This is a genomic window from Streptomyces sp. MspMP-M5 (genome assembly GCF_000373585.1).
Classification (GTDB): domain Bacteria; phylum Actinomycetota; class Actinomycetes; order Streptomycetales; family Streptomycetaceae; genus Streptomyces.
The window spans coordinates 35,049-53,719 of record NZ_KB891915.1 but is presented as its reverse complement, the minus strand read 5'-3'; the positions used below and the strand labels follow the sequence as shown (position 1 = coordinate 53,719).

The following is an 18,671-nucleotide window of genomic DNA, read 5'->3' as shown; positions in this document are numbered from 1 at the left end:
GCGGTGCCGGGTCTGCGGGGCAGGGGGTGTGTCCGGACTGCTTCGCTTTACGTCCGGACACACCCCCTGCCCCTCCGACCCGTCCCCTCCCGTGGGTGGGTGGGGAGCTGGTGGGTGGGGGCTGGTGTGGGTGGTCCGGTGCGGGTCGTGGGCCGTCAGCGCTTCAGGGGGAGGGGGGCGCCCATGACTGCGTAGGGGGTGGGGGCGCTGGGGAAGAGGACGCGGCGGGCGATGTCGTGGTAGCCGAGGGAGCGGTAGAGGCCGCGGGCGGGGCTGTCGGTGTCGATGGCGGAGAGGATGCTGCGGGGTTCGGTGGCCACGTCGGTGAGGCGGGTGATCAGAGCGCGGCCGATGCCGCGGTTCTGGTAGGCGGGGTGGACGTGCAGCTCGGTGATGACGAAGGAGTCGTCGAGCCAGTGGTCCAGGCCCTGGCTGCGCAGGTAGGGCTCGACGACGGTGGACCACCAGTGGGTGCGTTCGTTGGGCATGCCGTAGACGAAGCCGACGAGGCGGCCGGCGGGGGTGGTGGCGCCCAGCGCACGGGCGCCGCGGCACCCGAGGTGGCGGAGGACGATGTGACGGCGGACGGCGATCTCCTCGTCGCCGAGTCCGAAGGCGAGGGCCTGTACGGCGAGCGCGTCGTCCACGCGGGCAGTGAGATCGAGGGGGCCCACCGCGACGTCATCCATGCTCGGAGCGTACAAGGCCGGGGCTCAGAACAGCACGCTCATGAAGGCGCCGACTTCCTCGAAGCCCACTCGGCGGTAGGCGGCGCGGGCGGCGGTGTTGTAGTCGTTGACGTAGAGGCTGGCGACGGGGGCGACGTCGGCGAGTGCGTAGCGGAGCACGGCGGCCATGCCCGTCTCGGACAGGCCGCGGCCGCGGTGCGCGGGGTCGACCCAGACGCCCTGGATCTGGCAGGCGAGCGGGGTGGCGGCGCCGATCTCGGCCTTGAAGACGACCTTGCCGTCGTCGATGCGGGCGAACGAGCGGCCGGCGCCGACGAGTTCGGCGACCCGGGCCTGGTAGAGCAGGCCGCCGTCGCCGGCGAGCGGGGAGATGCCGACCTCTTCGGTGAACATGGCCACGCAGGCGGGCATGATCATGTCGAGTTCGTCCTTGCGGATCCGCCGGACGCGTGGGTCGGGGGCGATCTCGGCGGAGGGGGTGCGGGTGACCATCAGCGGCTGGTGCGCGCGGATCTCGCGGGCCGGGCCCCAGTGGGGTTCGAGCAGCTCCCAGAGGGCGGCGGTGGGGCCGGCCGGGCCGACGACGGAGGAGCAGCGGCGGCCCTGGCGGCGGGCGCGTTCGGCGAAGCCGCGGATGGCCTCGGGGGTGGCGCAGACGGGGACGAGGTTGGCGCCGGCGTAGCAGAGGGACTCCAGCCGGCCGCCGACGTACCAGCCCCACATCTCGCCGCCGAGCCGCCAGGGGTCGAGGCCGGCGACCTGGACGCGGGCGGCGACGAAGGCGTTGGCGACCGGTTCGCGGTCCAGGACCGCGAGGGCCGCGTCGAGCTCTCCCGGTTCGAGGACCTTGAGGGCGGTGGTCGTCAGCACGAGTCGGAAAGCCTCACCGTTGTGGGGCCTGGGAGGCCAGGCGGGAGCAGGTCCTGGCACTGTACCTCCACCGGGCCGACGGCCACCTGGGCAGCGGTGGGACGGACCGTGCGGACGGGACCTGGCATCACGCGCCCGGTCATGGGACGTGCGGCGGCAAGCGGGACGGCGGGGCCGGGGCCGGAATACCGCTCCGGCCCCGCCACGTTGGGGCCCCGCAGGGGGGTCGTGCACCCCCTACGGGATCTGTTCGCCCGTGCCCTAGGTACCCGCTCAGCCGGCGGTGCTGACCGTCGGCGTCCCGGAGGCGACGCCGTCGGCCTCCATCTGTGCGGCGATCTTCATGGCCTCTTCGATGAGGGTCTCGACGATCTTGGACTCGGGGACGGTCTTGATGACCTCGCCCTTGACGAAGATCTGGCCCTTGCCGTTGCCGGAGGCGACGCCGAGGTCGGCCTCGCGGGCCTCGCCGGGGCCGTTGACGACGCAGCCCATGACGGCGACCCGGAGCGGGACCTCCATGCCTTCGAGGCCGGCGGTGACCTCGTCGGCGAGCTTGTAGACGTCCACCTGGGCGCGGCCGCAGGAGGGGCAGGAGACGATCTCCAGGCGGCGGGGGCGGAGGTTCATCGACTCCAGGATCTGGATGCCGACCTTGACCTCTTCGACGGGCGGCGCGGAGAGCGAGACCCGGATGGTGTCGCCGATGCCCTCGCTGAGCAGGGCGCCGAAGGCGACCGCGGACTTGATGGTGCCCTGGAACGCCGGGCCGGCCTCGGTGACGCCGAGGTGGAGGGGGTAGTCGCACTGGGCGGCGAGCTGGCGGTAGGCGTTGACCATCACGACCGGGTCGTTGTGCTTGACCGAGATCTTGATGTCGCGGAAGCCGTGCTCCTCGAAGAGGGACGCCTCCCACAGGGCGGACTCGACCAGGGCCTCGGGGGTGGCCTTGCCGTACTTCTGGAGCAGGCGCCGGTCCAGGGAGCCGGCGTTGACGCCGATCCGGATCGGGGTGCCGGCGTCGGAGGCCGCCTTGGCGATCTCCTTGACCTTGTCGTCGAACTGCTTGATGTTGCCGGGGTTGACGCGGACCGCGGCGCAGCCGGCGTCGATGGCGGCGAAGACGTACTTCGGCTGGAAGTGGATGTCCGCGATCACCGGGATCTGCGACTTCTTCGCGATCACCGGCAGCGCGTCGGCGTCGTCCTGGGTGGGGCAGGCGACCCGGACGATCTGGCAGCCGGAGGCCGTCAGCTCGGCGATCTGCTGGAGCGTGGCGCCGATGTCGGAGGTGCGGGTGGTCGTCATCGACTGCACCGAGACCGGTGCGTCTCCGCCCACGGCGACCGTACCGACCTGGATCTTGCGGCTGACCCGGCGGTCGGCGAGCTTGGTCGGTACGTCCGGCATTCCCAGTGAAATGGCAGTCATCTGGCGAGCAACCCCAAGGTATGGATCAGGGCCCTGATTCGGCGGGCTTCCGGTCATCGAGCCTACGGCACCCGGCTCGCGGGAGGCACATCGAACCCTTATGCCCCTCGAAAGGGGGCGGCCGGGCACGCCCATACGGTCGCCGCGTGCCCGGCCGTGGGTTTTACGAGGCCGGTTCTGCCCCGCGGGGCAGAACCTAGGTGAGCTTCACCGGGTTCACCACATCCGCGACCAGGACGAGCAGGGTGAAGCAGACGAAGATCCCGGCGACGACGTAGGCGACCGGCATCAGCTTGGCGACGTCGAAGGGGCCGGGGTCGGGGCGCCGGACGATCTTGGCGAAGGCGCGGCGCAGCGACTCCCACAGGGCGCCGGCGATGTGGCCGCCGTCGAGCGGCAGCAGCGGCAGCATGTTGAACAGGAACAGCGAGAGGTTGAAGCCGGCGACCAGGAAGAGCATGGTCGCCACCCGCTGCTCCGGCGGGATGTGCAGGGAGAAGACCTCGCCGCCGACCCGGGCCGCGCCGACCACGCCCATCGGGGAGTCCTGCTTGCGCTCGGCGCCGTTGAAGGCTGCGTTCCACAGGTCGGGGATCTTGCCGGGGACCTGCACCAGCGAGTCCACGCCCTGCGAGACCATGTTGCCCATCCGGTCCACGGACTGGCCGAAGGTCTGCTGGACGATGCCGCTGGCCGGGGTGAAGCCGAGGAAGCCGGCGGTGACGTACTGGCCGGGGACGTAGCCGCCGTGGCCGTCGGTCTTGGCGACCTTGTTCTCGATGAGGTCGGCGTGCAGGGTCTGCCGGGTGCCGTGCCGCTCGACGACGAGGGTCGCCGGGCCGGTGGTCCTGCGGATCTGGTCCTGGAGGGTGCCCCAGTCGGGGACGGGGTGGCCGTTGAACGTGACGATCTTGTCGCCGGCCCGCAGCCCGGCGGCCTTGGCCGGGGAGTCCTTGGCGCCGGCCGGGCACTTGTCGGTCTTGGCGGAGGCCGAGATGACGCAGTCGGAGACCGAGCTGACCTGGGTGGTCTGGGTGTTGATGCCGAAGCCCATCAGCACGCTCATGAAGATCACCACGGCCAGGACGAGGTTCATGAACGGCCCGGCGAACATCACGATGACGCGCTTCCAGGGCCTGCGCGTGTAGAACAGCCGGTGCTCGTCGCCGGGCTGGAGCTCCTCGAAGGCCGCCGAGCGGGCGTCCTCGATCATGCCGCGGAACGGGGAGGTGGAGCGGGCCTGGAGCTTCCCGTCGTCGCCGGGCGGGAACATGCCGATCATGCGGATGTAGCCGCCCAGCGGGACCGCCTTGATGCCGTACTCGGTGTCGCCCTTCTTGCGGGAGAAGATCGTCGGCCCGAAGCCCACCATGTACTGCGGCACCCGGATGCCGAACATCTTGGCCGTGGTGAGGTGGCCGAGTTCGTGCCAGGCGATGGAGAACAGCAGGCCGACGACGAAGACGACTATGCCGAGGATGGTCATCCAGGTCGTCATGCGCGAGCCTCCGAGGGGGTGCGTGCCGCCGCGGCGGCCAGTTCGCGGGCGCGGGCGCGCGCCCAGGTCTCGGCCTGCAGGACGTCCGCGACGGTGAGGGAGGTTCCGTCGGCGGCCGTGCCGTCCGGGCGTGCGCCGTCCTGGCTCTGCTTCATCACCACTCCGGTTGCCAGCCCTTCGTCGACCACTGCCGCGACCGTATCCACAATCCCTGTGAACGGCAGCCCGCCGGTGAGGAACGCCTCGACGCACTCCTCGTTCGCGGCGTTGAAGACGGCCGGGGCGGTGCCGCCCAGTTCACCGACCCGGCAGGCCAGCGGCACGGACGGGAAGGCTTCCTCGTCGAGCGGGAAGAACTCCCAGCTCAGGGCCCGGGTCCAGTCCACGCCGGGGGCCGCGTCGGGGACCCGCTCGGGCCAGCCCAGGCCCAGCGCGATCGGCATCCGCATGTCGGGCGGGCTGGCCTGGGCGAGGGTGGAGCCGTCGGTGAACTCCACCATCGAGTGGACGTAGGACTGCGGATGGACGACGACCTCGATGCGGTCGAAGGGGACGTCGAAGAGCAGGTGCGCCTCGATGACCTCCAGGCCCTTGTTGACCAGGGTCGCGGAGTTGATGGTGACGACCGGGCCCATCGACCAGGTGGGGTGGGCCAGCGCCTGCTCGGGCGTGACGCCGGCCAGTTCGCGCCGGGTGCGGCCGCGGAACGGGCCGCCGGAGGCGGTGACCACCAGCTTGCGGACCTCGGCGCGGGTGCCGCCGGCCAGGGCCTGGAAGAGCGCGGAGTGCTCGGAGTCGACGGGGATGATCTGGCCGGGCCGGGCGAGGGCCTTGACCAGGGGGCCGCCGACGATCAGCGACTCCTTGTTGGCGAGCGCCAGCACCCGGCCGGCCTTCAGGGCGGCGAGGGTGGGCGCGAGGCCGATGGAGCCGGTGATGCCGTTGAGGACGGTGTGGCAGGGCGAGGCGGCGAGATCGGTGGCCGCGTCGGGGCCGGCGAGGATCTCCGGCAGCGGCTCCCCCACGCCGTAGCGCGCGGCCAGCGCCTCGCGGAGCGCGGGCACCGCCTCCGCGCGTGCCACCGCGACGGCGGTGACCCGCAGCCGGTGCGCCTGCTCGGCCAGCAGCTCGACCCGGCCGCCGGACGCGGCGAGCGCGGTGACCCGGAACCGGCCGGGGTTGCGCAGCACGATGTCGATGGCCTGGGTGCCGATCGAACCCGTCGAGCCGAGGATCACGATCTCCCGGGGGCCGGCGGGGTCGCCGGCGGCCGGCTCGAAGCGCAGGTGCGGGTGGGCGAGGGTGTCCGTCATGTGGTCCATTGTGGCCGGTCGGCGGGGCGCCCCGGCCACCGAGGGCGCCCCCGCCCCGTACGGGCGACGCGCGGGCCGCCCGTACGAGACGTGCGGGGCTCAGCGGAAGGGGCGGCGGGCGTTGTCCTGGGTGCTGGGGCCGGGGGTGGCGTCGGCGATCCAGGGGCCGTCGCCGCTGGGGTCGACGACGCCCTCCTCCAGCCAGGTGTAGCGGCCGCCGAGGACGCCGGAGACGACCTTGCGGTCCAGGGCGTCGGTGTTGGTCCACAGCCGGTGGAACAGCTCCTCGACGCGGATCCGGGCCTGCCGGCAGAAGGCGTCGGCGAGCTGGTGGGCCTCCTGGCCGTGGTCGCCGGTGAGCCGCAGGTGCTCGGCGCGGACGCAGGCCGCGCTCATCGCGAACAGCTCGGCGCCGATGTCGACGATCCGGCCGAGGAAGCCCTGCTTGGTCTCCATCTTCCCCTGCCAGCGGGACATCGCGTAGAAGGTGGACCGGGCGAGCTTGCGGGAGGTCCGCTCGACGTACCGCAGATGGCCCGCCAGCTCGCCGAACTCCGCGTAGGTACGCGGGAGTTGGCCGGGTCCGGCGACGAGCCTGGGGAGCCAGCGGGCGTAGAAGCCGCCGGCCTTGGCGGCCGCCCTGCCCTTGTCGCCCAGGGACTTGTCGGGGTCGATGAGGTCGCCGGCGACGGAGAGGTGGGCGTCGACCGCCTCGCGGGCGATCAGCAGGTGCATGATCTCGGTGGAGCCCTCGAAGATCCGGTTGATGCGCATGTCGCGCAGCATCTGCTCGGTGGGGACGGCGCGTTCGCCGCGGGCGGCGAGCGAGTCGGCGGTCTCGAAGCCGCGGCCGCCGCGGATCTGGACGAGTTCGTCGGCCATCCGCCAGCCCATCTCGGAGCCGTAGAGCTTGGCGAGGGCGGCCTCGATACGGATGTCGTTGCGGTTCTCGTCGGCCATCTGGGAGGCGAGGTCGACGACGGCCTCCAGGGCGAAGGTGGTCGCCGCGATGAAGGAGATCTTGGCACCGACCGCCTCGTGCCCGGCGATCGGGCGGCCCCACTGCTCGCGGGCGCCGGACCACTCGCGGGCGATCTTCAGGCACCACTTGCCGGTGCCGGCGCACATCGCGGGCAGCGAGAGCCGGCCGGTGTTGAGGGTGGTGAGGGCGATCTTCAGGCCGGCGCCCTCGGGGCCGATGCGGTTGGCGGCCGGGACCCGGACCCGGTGGAAGCGGGTGACGCCGTTCTCCAGGCCGCGCAGGCCCATGAAGGCGTTGCGGTTCTCGACGGTGATGCCGGGTGCGTCGGCCTCGACGACGAAGGCGGTGATGCCGCCCTTGTGGCCCTCGGAGGCGGGGACCCGGGCCATCACCACCAGCAGGTCGGCGACCACGCCGTTGGTGGTCCACAGCTTCACGCCGTCGAGGAGGTAGTCCTCGCCGTCCGGGACCGCGGTGGTCGCCAGGCGGGCCGGGTCGGAGCCCACGTCGGGCTCGGTGAGCAGGAACGCGGAGATGTCCGTGCGGGCCAGCCGCGGCAGGAACGTCTCCTTCTGCTCCTGGGTGCCGAAGAGTTTCAGCGGCTGCGGTACGCCGATCGACTGATGCGCCGAGAGCAGCGCGCCGATCGCCGGGCTGGCGGAGCCGACCAGGGCGAGGGCGCGGTTGTAGTAGACCTGCGTGAGGCCGAGACCGCCGTACTTGGGGTCGATCTTCATGCCCAGGGCGCCCAGTTCCTTCAGGCCGCGCACGGTCTCGTCGGGGATCCGGCCCTCGCGCTCGATCCGGGCGCCGTCGATCTCCGTCTCGCAGAACTCCCGCAGTGTGGCCAGGAACTTCTCCCCTCGCCGGACGTCGTCCACCGCGGGGGTCGGGTGCGGATGGATGAGGTCGAGCCGGAAGCGCCCCAGGAACAGCTCCTTGGCGAAGCTGGGCTTGTGCCAGTCCTGCTCACGGGCCGCCTCGGCGACCTGGCGGGCTTCGCGTTCGGAAACGTTGCGGATGGACGGAGCGGTCATCAGGAACTCACCTCGCCGCGAATCGGGGGTGCTGCCGGCGGACCGGTCGGCCCGCCGGGCAGTGCTACTTGTGACAAGTACCCGATCCGGGCGGGTTGCACCAGCGGAGGGGAGGCCGGGGGCGGGTCCTTGCCACCGGTGGGCCGGGCGGTCCCGGAGGCGGTGCCCGCGGGGTGTGCGCGGGCCGGCGCGGCCCGGCCTTCCGGGGGGTGCGGCATACCGCGCTGGTTGTACGCGCGGGTGGTTCCTCCTCCCCCCCGCGTACGGCCCCGCATCCGCCTCGGTCAGGAGTAACCGGGGCGGAACGGGGCCGTAGCGTCTGAAGTCCGGGCCGGCGGGGGCGGTGCCGGAGAACGGGGGGCGCGGCGCGCTCCGGAAACAGGGTGCCGGAGCGCGCCGCGCGAGGTGGCCGGCGCCGGGGGGTGCGCCGGCCGGGACCTGGCGGGCGGTACGGCCCGAGGGATGGCCGTCGCTGTCCACCGGGCCAGGCCGGTTCGGGACGTGGTGCGGGCCGGGGCCGCCGGCCCGCACGGTGCCGGGATCTCCCGGGGGCTACAGGTCCAGTCCGGTGAGGACCAGGACCCGCTCGTAGGTGTAGTCGTCCATGGCGTAGCGGACGCCCTCGCGGCCGACGCCGGACTGCTTGACGCCGCCGTAGGGCATCTGGTCGGCGCGGTAGGACGGCACGTCGCCGATCACCACGCCGCCGACCTCCAGCGCGCGGTGCGCGCGGAAGGCGGTCCGGGCGTCGTGCGTGAACACGCCGGCCTGGAGGCCGAACTTGGAGTCGTTGACGGCTGCGAACGCCGCGTCCACGCCGTCGGCCTTCTGGAGGGTGAGCACCGGGCCGAAGACCTCCTCGGTGGCGAGGGTCGCGCCGGCCGGGACGTTCTCCAGCACGGTCGGCGCGTAGGAGGCGCCGTCGCGCTTGCCGCCGGTGAGGAGGCGGGCGCCGCGCTCGACGGCGTCGTCCACCCAGGACTCCACCCGCTTGGCGGCGTCCTCGCTGACCAGCGGGCCGACCTCGGTGGCCGGGTCGGTCGGGTCGCCGGTGACCTGGGCCTCGACGCGCTCGACGACCTTGGCCACCAGCCGGTCGTAGACCGAGGTGTCGGCGACGACCCGCTGCACCGAGATGCAGGACTGGCCGCCCTGGTAGTTGGCGAAGGTGGCGATGCGCTGCGCGGCCCAGTCCAGGTCCTCCTCGGAGGACCAGTCGGACAGCACCACGGCCGCGCCGTTGCCGCCCAGCTCCAGGGTGCAGTGCTTGCGCGGCACCGAGTCGAGGATGGCGTAGCCGACGGTGTCGGAGCCGGTGAAGGAGATGACCGGCAGCCGCTCGTCCTGGACCAGCGCCGGCATCCGGTCGTTGGGGACCGGGAGGATCGACCAGGAGCCGGCGGGCAGGTCGGTGCCGGCCAGCAGCTCGCCGATGACCAGGCCGGAGAGCGGGGTGGCCGGGGCGGGCTTGAGGATGATCGGGACGCCGGCGGCGATGGCCGGGGCGATCTTGTGGGCGCAGAGGTTCAGCGGGAAGTTGAACGGGGCGATGCCCAGGACCGTGCCGCGCGGGAAGCGGCGGGTGAGCGCGAGCCGGCCGGCGCCGCCGGCGTCGGTGTCCAGGCGCTGCGCCTCGCCGCCGTTGAAGCGGCGGGCCTCCTCGGCCGCGAAGCGGAACACCGAGATGGCGCGGCCGACCTCGCCGCGCGCCCACTTGATGGGCTTGCCGTTCTCCGCGGAGATCAGCTGGGCGAGCTCCTCGGTGCGCTCCACCAGCCCGCGCACCACGTGGTCCAGGGCGGCGGCCCGGACATGGGCGGGGGTCGCGGCCAGCTCGTCCTGGACGGCGACGGAGGCGGCCACGGCCTCCTCGACCTGGGCCTCGGTGGGAACGCTCACCGTGCCGACGAGACGTCCGTCCCACGGGGAGGTGACATCGAAGGTGGCCTCGCCGGTGGCCTCACGGCCGGCGAGCCAGAAGGCGGTGGGGGCTGCAGCAGTGTTCGGCACAGTGGATCCCGGCCCTTCAGTGATGGTGGGTGGTGCGCGCGCAGCTCTGGGAGCGGCTTGGCACAGGACTCTGCAGCCCACCGTAGGGGTGCGGCGGCCTCGTGGCGCTTGTCCGAAGCGGCGTAATCCGCGGGGCCGTCCCTCCGTGGTGGAGTCCGGGGCGGGGTGGGGCGCGGGCGGGTCGCGTCTCCCCGCTCCCGCTACTCCCCCACCGGCCCCGACGTCGCCTTCAATGCCAGCCACAGCTCCATCCGGACGTCCGGGTCGTCCAGCGAGCGGCCCAGGATCTCCTCGACGCGGCGCATGCGGTAGCGCAGGGTGTGACGGTGGACGCCCAGGTCGGCGGCGGCCGCGTCCCACTGGCCGTGCCGGGCGAGCCAGGCGCGCAGCGACGCCACCAGGTCGCCGCGGCCGGTCTTGTCGTGTTCGCGCAGCGCCCGCAGCAGTCCGTCGGCGAAGGCCCGGACCGCGTCGTCGGCGAGCAGCGGCAGGACCGAGCCGGCCGCCACGTCCTCGTGTTCCACCAGGGTGCGGCCGCGCCGGCGGGCCACCGAGAGCGCCTGCTCGGCCTGGCGGTAGGCGTTGGCGGCGGCCATCGGGCCGGTGGGCGCGGAGAGGCCGACGGCCAGGACCTCGCCCTCCCGGCCGGTGCCGTTGCGGGAGTTCCGGCCGCGCGGGCGCGGGTGCTCGCCCCGGCGGGCGTCGGTCGAGGCGGCGAACGCGGTACAGGCGTCCGCGGCCGCGCCGCCGTCCGTGACCAGCACGATCAGCCGGCCGCCGCCCGGTACGGCGAGCACCGCCTCGCCGGCGCGGGCGGCGGCGGACTCCACGGCGTCGGCCAGCGCGTCCAGCGCGGACGGGGTGCCGGCGCCCGAGGACGACGACGGTCCCCCCTGGTCGAACGAGGCCGGGAGCTTGGCCGGGAGCTTGGCGGAGGCCGGCTGCTCGTCGGCGGGCACCGGCTCGGCCACCACGATCCGGAACGGGGCGTCCAGCAGCCCTCCGTAGAGCCGTCCGGCCACCGCCCGGGCGTGGTCCGGCTCGCCGGCCAGCAGCATCTTCAGGACCGCGGCGCCCAGCCGCTGCTCGGCGTCCTGGAGCGCCCGGGACCGCTCGGTGGTCAGGGTCAGCAGCGCGACCGCCGAGTGCACCGCATAGCGCGCGGCGGTGCCCAGCGGCGCGTCGGTCCCGACGGCGAGCACCCCGCGGGCCCGGCGGCCGGTGCCCAGCGACTGGAGCTCCACCCGGTCGTCGCCGTCGGTGTCGCTCACCACGGAGCTGGCGGGCGCGGGCCGTTCGCGCAGCCGCGCCACGTCCTCGGCGAGCCGGGACGCGCGCCGCGCCGCCCAGTCGGGGGCGGCCGCCACCACCGCTCCGGACGCGTCGTAGAGCGCCGCCCAGCCGCCCAGGTGCGCCGCGAGCCGGGCCAGCAGCTCGGCCGGGCCCTCGGTGCCGAGCGCCGCCCGGGTCAGCTCCCGCTGCGCCTCGAAGCCGGCGGTGACCGCGCGGTACTGGTCGGCCGCCACGGCCGCCGACACCGCCTTGCTGATCGCGATGAACGGCGTGCGGCGGGGCACCCCCAGCAGCGGCAGGTGGTGCCGGCGCGCGGCCTCGACCAGTGCCTCCGGTACGCCTTCGTAGTTCACCCCGACCGCGAACCCGAGCCCGACCACGCCGGCCTCGGCGACCCGCCGCACATAGCGGTCGGCGGTATCCGGATCCTCCGCGTCCAGCTTGAGCGCGGTGATCAGCAGCAGCTCGCCGCCCTCCATGTACGGCACCGGGTCGATCAGCTCGCTGGCGTGTGCCCAGCGCACCGGGGCGTCCAGCCGGTCCTCGCCCGCGAGCACGGTCAGCTTGAGCGCGGTGTGGTTGACCAGGGAGGCGAGGGTGTGCGGCATGAGACCTTCGATGGCTCCGGCGGACGGCACGACCGCGACCGGCTGCCGAGTACCCCTGCCGGCCTCCTGCCGGCTCCCGCCGATCGTCCGCGCCGCCCGCATGAACGGCTGACGTGTACGCCGCCCTGTATGAACGGCTGCTGTCGATTCTGCCTCAACGGAGGGTTTCGAGGACACTCCCCGGCGCCGGTCGCCCAGGGACCGGGGGCCGGGGGCGGGCGCGCACGTATACGGGCCGGGCGGTCAGGAACGGAGATCGACGAGAACGGGCGGGGCGTGCTCCCCCTCGACCGTGGTCACCGACAGCACCGCATGGCCGGCCGGCAGCGCGTTCGCGAGGTCCGAGGCGGACCAGCGTTCGCGTTCGACGGTGCGGACGGTGATGGCCTTGGAGGTGGCGGCCTTGCCGGTGACCAGTTGGCGGACGAGGTGGAACGCCTTCATCCCGGCACCGTGCGCGATGATTTGACGGTCCGTCACATCACGCGTCTCCACCCACTCCTTGCCCCACACCTCGGCGAACGGCGCCCCGTCCCAGGGTGTGACGCCCGCGAACGCCATCCGGCAGCCGACCGAGCCGAGCAGCGCGCTGCGCAGCGCCTCGGGGACGTCGTCCAGCGAACGCAGCGTCAGCACCGCCCCGGCGTTGGCCGAGCGGAGACGCTGCAGACCGCGCAGCGCCTCGGCCGTGATGGTGTGCGCCGCCTCGTCGAGGACCAGGCAGGCGAACAGCGAACGGTCCGCGCGGGCCACCGCGCACTCGGTGAACTGCGCCAGGACCAGCCGGGCCAGGATCCGGGACGCCTCGGCGTGGCCGCGTTCGGGCAGCTCGATACGGACCCGGAGGGGGTGGTCCAGGGCGCGCAGCGACACCTGCCGGGTGGTTCCCGTGGGGTCGAAGAAGGCGGCGAAGGCCGGGCGGTCGAGGAGCGCGATCCGGTCCGCGAGCAGAAGGGCCACATCGCCGGGACGCTCGGACTGGCGTGCACGGGCGTCGAGTTCGCGCAGCAGGGTGTGGTCGCCGACCGCTTCCAGGGCGGTGCGCAGTGCGGCCACCGCCTGCGGCGCGCCGTCCAGCAACTCGCGCAACTCGGGCACGGTCGGGAAGCGGCCATGGGCGGCACGGAACGGCCCGAGCAACTGGGCCAACGCGGTCGCGGCACGCCGGCTGTCACCACCGGGAAGCTGTTCCGCAAGGTCCCCGACAAGCCCCTCGGCCAGAATCCCGGCCGCCTCGTCGGGGTCGGTGGTGCCGCCGTAGAGGTCCAGATCGCAGTCCGGATCGGGACGGCCGATCCGCACCACCACGTCGAACGCGTCGTCGGGACCGAGCGCGGAACCGGCCGGGCCGACGGCGACCACCGCGCACTGCCCGGCCAGCGCCTGCAGGCACATCGCCTCCACCACCGGGCGGACGAGTCGGGTGGTCTTGCCGCTCCCGGCGGGCCCGACCGCCAGCAGCGAGGTGCCCAGCACCCGGGGCTCCAGGGCGCAGCCGCTGCCCCGGTGCTGGTACGGGTTGCGCGGATGCTCGGCGGCGGTGCCGATCCGCACCTGGTGCGCGAGCAGGTCGTGCGGGGCGGTGCGGCGGGCCAGGTCGCGCTGCCCGGAGGGGTGGGCGCAGGCCGCGGCGCCGTGCCGCAGCACGGTGTCGGTGAAGGAGGCCAGGGAGTTCCGCCCCGAGCGCACCGAACGCCAGGCCCGCGAAATGCGCGCCACGTCCACGTCGTTCATGGCACCCGAGCGGGCCTCGGCGGCGAGCCTGTCGGCGGCGTCCGGGGCACCGTGGGCACGGAGTTCGGGCCACTGCGCGGGGTCGGTGGCCGCTTGGGGCTTGGCGGCGGGGTCACGGGTGCGGAGGTGGCGGAGGACAGGCCCCAGGACCCGACGGCCGAGCTCCGGCCAGCGTCCGAGACGGCCGAAGATGACGGTGATGAGGGCCAGCAGCAATCCGTAATAGATGTAGGTGGCCCAGACGAACGCCATCTTGTCGCCACCGGGCATCCGCCAGGAATCCGGAGTGAGCAGCAGGAGCGGCCAGAGCCAGTAGTTGCCGAGGTATCCGTTCGACAGCAACGACCACAGCAGCCAGCCGCACAGGAGCGAGATCACGGCCCCGCTGATCAGCTGCCGCAGCGGGATGCGTTCGGGTTCTTCCGTGGCACGCGGGCGGTGCCCGTATGTCCAGATGCCGGGCGCCGCCGCGGGCCGCGGTGTGCGCAGCCAGTTCAGCAGGGGCGGCTGGCCTGCCGCCATCGCCGGCGGTGCGCTGGGCCGCGGTGGGGTCGGCGGCGCCGCCGGCCGAGGCACCGCGGGGCCGGGGCACCGCTCCCCGGACGGCGGAGGTGCGGCGGTGTGCTGTGCGTCCTGCGTGCCCTCGGTGTCCATCCGGTGCCCCTTGTCCCCCTTGAGACGTGGCCTGCCGCGTCGGTTCGCCGGCCTGTCGTTGTCATGCCCGCGCTGGCGCGCCGTCGCCGGGCGTGCCGCCGCTCAATTTACTGGCCGCGCCCCGCCGCTATGTCCGGTGCGGACAACGCAACACGCGCACTTCTCCCGAACGGAACATGCCACACCTGCCCCACCGCCCCTAACCTGCGAGAACAAGACCTCTGTACGTCCGTGTTCCACCCCAGGAGACTGCCATGACCGAACTGTCCGGAGGGCCCGCCCTCCCCCAGGAGCGTCGCGTCGTCACCGCGATCCCCGGCCCCAAGTCCCAGGAGCTGTGGGCCCGCAAGCAGGAGACCGTGGCCGCCGGTGTCGGCGCGGTGCTGCCCGTCTTCGTCAAGCGCGCGGGCGGCGGTGTGCTGGAGGACGTGGACGGCAACTCCCTGATCGACTTCGGCTCCGGTATCGCGGTGACCTCGGTCGGCAACAGCGCGGAGGCCGTGGTCCGCCGGGCCGCCGCGCAGCTCGCGGACTTCACCCACACCTGTGCGATGGTGACGCCGTACGAGCCGTACGTCGAGGTCTGCGAGCAGCTGGCCGAGCTGACGCCGGGCGACCACGCGAAGAAGTCGGCGCTGTTCAACTCCGGTGCGGAGGCCGTCGAGAACGCCGTCAAGATCGCCCGTGCGTACACCAAGCGCCAGGCGGTCGTCGTGTTCGACCACGGCTACCACGGCCGGACGAACCTCACGATGGCGCTGACCGCGAAGAACATGCCGTACAAGCACGGCTTCGGCCCGTTCGCGCCCGAGGTCTACCGCGTGCCGCTGGCCTACCCCTTCCGCTGGCTGACCGGCCCGGAGAACTGCGCACAGGAGGCCACCGACCAGGTGATCACGCAGATCACCAAGCAGATCGGCGCGGAGAACGTCGCGGCGATCATCATCGAGCCGGTGCTCGGCGAGGGCGGCTTCATCGAGCCGGCCAAGGGCTTCCTCCCGGCGATCGCGAACTTCGCGAAGGAGAACGGCATCGTCTTCGTCGCGGACGAGATCCAGTCCGGCTTCTGCCGTACCGGCCAGTGGTTCGCGTGCGAGGACGAGGGCGTCGTGCCGGACCTCATCACCACCGCCAAGGGCATCGCCGGCGGTCTGCCGCTGGCCGCCGTCACCGGCCGCGCCGAGATCATGGACGCCGCGCACGCGGGCGGCCTGGGCGGCACCTACGGCGGCAACCCGGTGGCCTGCGCCGCCGCGCTCGGCTCGATCGAGACCATGCGCGAGCTGGACCTGAACGCCAGGGCCAGGCGCATCGAGGAGGTCATGAAGGGCCGCCTGACCGCGATGCAGGAGAAGTACGACATCATCGGCGAGGTCCGCGGCCGCGGCGCGATGATCGCGATCGAGCTGGTCAAGCCCGGTTCCAAGGACCCGGACCCGGAGGTCACCGCGGCGCTCGCCAAGGCGTGCCACCAGGAGGGCCTGCTGGTGCTGACGACCGGTACGTTCGGCAACGTGCTGCGCTTCCTGCCGCCGCTGGTCATCGGCGAGGACCTGCTGAACGAGGGTCTGGACATCCTGGAGTCGGCGTTCGGCACGCTCTGAGCGGGACCTGCCTTCCGGGCGCCCGGAGGGCGTGAAGAAGATGTGCGGGGGCAATGGCGGGCGCGTGATGCGGCTTACCGGGCGCGCTTCCGGTGCCGTACGGTTTCTGCAGATGAGAGAAACACCCCGCCCGCAGGGGACTGCGGGCGACGCCCGGTCGGTGCTTCCCGGCTTCGACCTGGCTGTGCCCTCGCGCACACCACCGGGACCCCTGGCACGGGGCTCCGGGAATCCTCACCGATCGGCTGTCCGCCCGCCCCAGACCCCCCGGGGCGCGCGGCACACCGGTCCTCGCGGCCGCTCCGGAGCCACCCCCCCTGTTCCGGAGCGGCCGCATCTTTTTGCCTTGCGGGGAGTTTCACGGGTTTTTGCGTTGCGGGGAGTTTCACGGGCGCTTGATGGCGTGCTTCATGGGGCGGTCGATGACTTGACGTGGTGGTGTGCGGAGGGGGTGTGAGGGGGTGGCTCTGGCCGGGAGTGGCTGAACGGGTGTGGCTGATGGGGTGTGGGTGATGGGGCGGGGTTTCCGGCGTTCCTTCGGGGGGCGGTCGGTTCGACGGTATGCCCTTCTCGCGCTGTGCAGTGCGCTGCTCTTCGGGCTGGTCACCTGGCAGGTGGCGGCCCACGGGGCGGTGCGCGGGCTCGACGAGCGGCTGGGCCGCGGGGTGGCGGCCGGTGCGGTTCCCGGGCCGCTCGCCCAGTTCTTCGCCGATCTGGGCAATGCGACGGTGGCCGTGCCGGTGCTGTTGGCGGCGGCCGGGTGGGCGGTGTGGCGGACCCGCCGCGGAGGCGCCGGACCGGGGCGGGTGTGGCCGGCGCCGGTGGCAGCGGTGGGGGCGCTGGCCGCCGTGCCGGCCCTCGTCGTCCCGTTCAAGGTATGGCTGGACCGGCCGGGGCCGCCCCGGATGGCCGGCGTGCACGAGGGGTTCTATCCGTCGGGGCACGGGGCGACGGCGGCCGTGGCGTACGGGCTGGTGGCACTGCTGCTGCTCCGGGCGTACGCGAAGCGGCAGCGCCGCGCCGGGGTCCGCGTCACGTGGGTGGTCGCGGCGGTGACCGGGCTGCTCAACGCGGGCGTCGGGCTGGGACTGGTGCGGCAGGGATACCACTGGCCGCTGGACGTGCTCGGCGGCTGGTGTCTGGCGGGTGTGCTGTTGCCGCTGTGGTGCGTGGTGTGCGACCGGTGGGGCAGACAGCGTGACGGGCGGCAGGACGACGGGCACTGACGGGCACACCGACTATCCCTGACGCGCCATCAACTCCCGACCGCACACGAGTCGTTAGGAGCCAACCGCCGGATCGGCGATCGCCCCGGGAGCGCTGCGTGGCGGCGCCGCACCCGCCCGAGAGTGCTCGCCGGCCGCACGCCACCGCGAGCGCCGCCGCCCCGGCCGTGCCTTGCCCGACCGGGGCGAGCGCCCGAACGGGGCGAACGGCCACGCAGGCCGTCCGCCCCGTTCGGGCGCCGGAAGGCGGGCCCGGTCAGCTGTCGAAGCCCAGGCCGACCTTGTCCATGGCCTTCAGCCACAGGTTGCGCCGGCCGCCGTTCTCGTCGGCGCGGGTCATGGACCACTGGGTGAGGCCGATGCCCAGCGAGCGCACCGGCTCGGGCGGGAACGGCAGCGGCTTGGTCCGCACCATCTCCAGCTCGGTGCGCTCGGTGCGCTCCCCTGCCAGCAGGTCCAGCATCACCTCCGCGCCGAAGCGGGTGGCGCCGACACCGAGCCCGGTGTAGCCGAGCGCGTACGCGGTCCGGCCGCCGTGGGCGGTGCCGAAGAAGGCGGAGAAGCGGGAGCAGGTGTCGATCGCGCCGCCCCAGGTGTGGGTGAAGCGGATGCCCTCCAGCTGCGGGAAGCAGGTGAAGAAGTGCTCGGCAAGCTTGCGGTAGGTGTCGGGGTGGTGGTCGTACTCGGCCCGGACGCCGCCGCCGTAGTGGTAGATGATGTCGTAACCGCCCCACAGGATGCGGTGGTCGGCGGTGATGCGGAAGTAGTGGAAGTGGTTGGCGCTGTCGCTCAGGCCCGGCCGGTTCTTCCAGCCGAGGGCGGCGAGTTGCCCGTCGGTGAGCGGCTCGGTCATCAGCGCGTAGTCGTAGACCGGCGCGACGAACGGGCGGAGCCGCTTGACCAGCGACGGAAAGGCGTTGGTGGCCAGCGCCGCGTGCCGGGCGAAGACCCGGCCGTAGGGGGTGCGGACGGCGATCCCCGCGCCGCGCGAGGACAGCTGGGTGCCGGGGGTGTGCTCGTAGATCCGGACGCCCAGGGAGCGGCAGGCCCGCTTCAGGCCCCAGGCGAGCCTGGCCGGGTGCACCATGGCGACGCCGGTGCGGTTCCACAGGCCGGCCAGGAAGGTGGGCGAGTCGACCTCGGCGCGGACCGCCTCGCGGTCGAGGAACTCGTAGCCGCCCAGGCCCAGTTGACCGGCCTCCTCGGCCATCTCACGGAGTTCGGCGACCTGGTGCGGGGCGGTGGCGACGTCGATCTCGCCGGTGCGCTCGAAGTCGCAGTCGATGCCGTGGCGGGCGACCGTGTCCTCGATGGCGTCGAGGTTGCGGGCGCCCAGCTCCTCCAGCTTGGTCAGTTCGCCGGGCCAGCGAGCCAGTCCGTTGCCCAGGCCGTGGGTGAGGGAGGCGGCGCAGAAGCCGCCGTTGCGGCCGGAGGCGGCCCAGCCGACCTCCTGGCCCTCGATGAGGACGACGTCGCGCTGCGGGTCGCGCTCCTTGGCGAGCAGCGCGGTCCACAGTCCTGAGTACCCGCCGCCGACGACCAGCAGGTCGCAGTGCTCGTCGCCGACGAGGGCCGGCTCGGCGTCCGGCCGGGCCGGATCCTCCAGCCAGAACGGTGTGAGGGCGGCGTCGGCCAGGGCGTGGACGGGGGACGGGGCCGGGGCGGCCCCCGGGGTCCCCGAGGTGTTCGGCATGGCAGCTCGTGCCATGGTTCTCAGCTCCT

The 18,671-nt window shown here is 73.2% G+C and carries 12 protein-coding genes; 2 read left to right on the top strand and 10 right to left on the bottom strand.

From position 1 onward, the window contains the following. Nucleotides 1–155: 155 nt before the first annotated feature. The 9 genes from B073_RS0128550 to B073_RS0128505 all read right to left on the bottom strand — a co-directional run bounded on the left by B073_RS0128550 (nt 156) and on the right by B073_RS0128505 (nt 14,119). A complete protein-coding gene (locus tag B073_RS0128550; protein WP_026247819.1) occupies nt 156–689 on the bottom strand; it encodes a GNAT family N-acetyltransferase in 534 nt (177 codons plus the stop codon). A 24-nt stretch (nt 690–713) separates the two neighbouring features. After that, a complete protein-coding gene (locus B073_RS0128545) occupies nt 714–1,559 on the bottom strand; it encodes a GNAT family N-acetyltransferase (protein ID WP_018541503.1) in 846 nt (281 codons plus the stop codon). Between the two features lie 273 nt (nt 1,560–1,832). Beyond that, on the bottom strand, nt 1,833–2,990 hold the full coding sequence (gene ispG / locus B073_RS0128540) for a flavodoxin-dependent (E)-4-hydroxy-3-methylbut-2-enyl-diphosphate synthase (protein ID WP_026247818.1): 1,158 nt from the start codon (nt 2,988–2,990) through the stop codon (nt 1,833–1,835). A 196-nt stretch (nt 2,991–3,186) separates the two neighbouring features. Continuing rightward, complete coding sequence (locus B073_RS0128535) at nt 3,187–4,488, bottom strand: M50 family metallopeptidase (RefSeq protein ID WP_018541501.1); 1,302 nt, start codon at nt 4,486–4,488, stop codon at nt 3,187–3,189. Then, complete coding sequence (gene dxr, locus B073_RS0128530; protein ID WP_018541500.1) at nt 4,485–5,801, bottom strand: 1-deoxy-D-xylulose-5-phosphate reductoisomerase; 1,317 nt, start codon at nt 5,799–5,801, stop codon at nt 4,485–4,487. The genes B073_RS0128535 and dxr overlap by 4 nt, the downstream gene beginning before the upstream one ends. Nucleotides 5,802–5,900: 99 nt before the next feature. Next, nucleotides 5,901–7,820 (bottom strand): acyl-CoA dehydrogenase family protein, encoded by a 1,920-nt coding sequence (locus B073_RS0128525; protein ID WP_018541499.1) that lies wholly within the window; start codon nt 7,818–7,820, stop codon nt 5,901–5,903. A 552-nt stretch (nt 7,821–8,372) separates the two neighbouring features. Continuing rightward, nucleotides 8,373–9,830, bottom strand: coding sequence for an aldehyde dehydrogenase family protein (locus tag B073_RS0128520; RefSeq protein WP_018541498.1), 1,458 nt, complete (start codon nt 9,828–9,830; stop codon nt 8,373–8,375). Nucleotides 9,831–10,030: 200 nt separating this feature from the next. Further along, on the bottom strand, nt 10,031–11,731 hold the full coding sequence (locus B073_RS0128515; RefSeq protein ID WP_026247817.1) for a PucR family transcriptional regulator: 1,701 nt from the start codon (nt 11,729–11,731) through the stop codon (nt 10,031–10,033). 243 nt (nt 11,732–11,974) lie between these two features. Continuing rightward, the gene (locus B073_RS0128505) at nt 11,975–14,119 is read right to left on the bottom strand and encodes an ATP-binding protein (RefSeq protein ID WP_018541496.1); all 2,145 of its coding nucleotides are present in this window, start codon (nt 14,117–14,119) and stop codon (nt 11,975–11,977) included. A gap of 254 nt (nt 14,120–14,373) precedes the next feature. Between B073_RS0128505 and gabT the strand changes: the two genes are divergently transcribed. Together gabT and B073_RS0128495 are read left to right on the top strand one after the other, a co-directional pair. Beyond that, a complete protein-coding gene (gene gabT, locus B073_RS0128500; RefSeq protein ID WP_018541495.1) occupies nt 14,374–15,723 on the top strand; it encodes a 4-aminobutyrate--2-oxoglutarate transaminase in 1,350 nt (449 codons plus the stop codon). A gap of 512 nt (nt 15,724–16,235) precedes the next feature. Then, entirely contained in the window at nt 16,236–16,949 is a 714-nt protein-coding gene (locus B073_RS0128495) for a phosphatase PAP2 family protein (protein ID WP_018541494.1), read from the top strand. A 256-nt stretch (nt 16,950–17,205) separates the two neighbouring features. Here B073_RS0128495 and B073_RS0128490 read toward each other — a convergent pair whose 3' ends face one another. Continuing rightward, nucleotides 17,206–18,657, bottom strand: coding sequence for an NAD(P)/FAD-dependent oxidoreductase (locus B073_RS0128490; protein WP_234025185.1), 1,452 nt, complete (start codon nt 18,655–18,657; stop codon nt 17,206–17,208). Nucleotides 18,658–18,671: the final 14 nt, after the last annotated feature.

Coding starts and splice junctions, on each gene's coding strand:
- B073_RS0128525 (WP_018541499.1), bottom strand. CDS start 7,820: ATGACCGCTCCGTCCATCCGCAACGTTTCCGAACGCGAAGCCCGCCAG.
- B073_RS0128490 (WP_234025185.1), bottom strand. CDS start 18,657: ATGGCACGAGCTGCCATGCCGAACACCTCGGGGACCCCGGGGGCCGCC.
- gabT (WP_018541495.1), top strand. CDS start 14,374: ATGACCGAACTGTCCGGAGGGCCCGCCCTCCCCCAGGAGCGTCGCGTC.
- B073_RS0128550 (WP_026247819.1), bottom strand. CDS start 689: ATGGATGACGTCGCGGTGGGCCCCCTCGATCTCACTGCCCGCGTGGAC.
- dxr (WP_018541500.1), bottom strand. CDS start 5,801: ATGACGGACACCCTCGCCCACCCGCACCTGCGCTTCGAGCCGGCCGCC.
- ispG (WP_026247818.1), bottom strand. CDS start 2,990: ATGACTGCCATTTCACTGGGAATGCCGGACGTACCGACCAAGCTCGCC.
- B073_RS0128535 (WP_018541501.1), bottom strand. CDS start 4,488: ATGACGACCTGGATGACCATCCTCGGCATAGTCGTCTTCGTCGTCGGC.
- B073_RS0128505 (WP_018541496.1), bottom strand. CDS start 14,119: ATGGACACCGAGGGCACGCAGGACGCACAGCACACCGCCGCACCTCCG.
- B073_RS0128515 (WP_026247817.1), bottom strand. CDS start 11,731: ATGCCGCACACCCTCGCCTCCCTGGTCAACCACACCGCGCTCAAGCTG.
- B073_RS0128495 (WP_018541494.1), top strand. CDS start 16,236: ATGGGGCGGGGTTTCCGGCGTTCCTTCGGGGGGCGGTCGGTTCGACGG.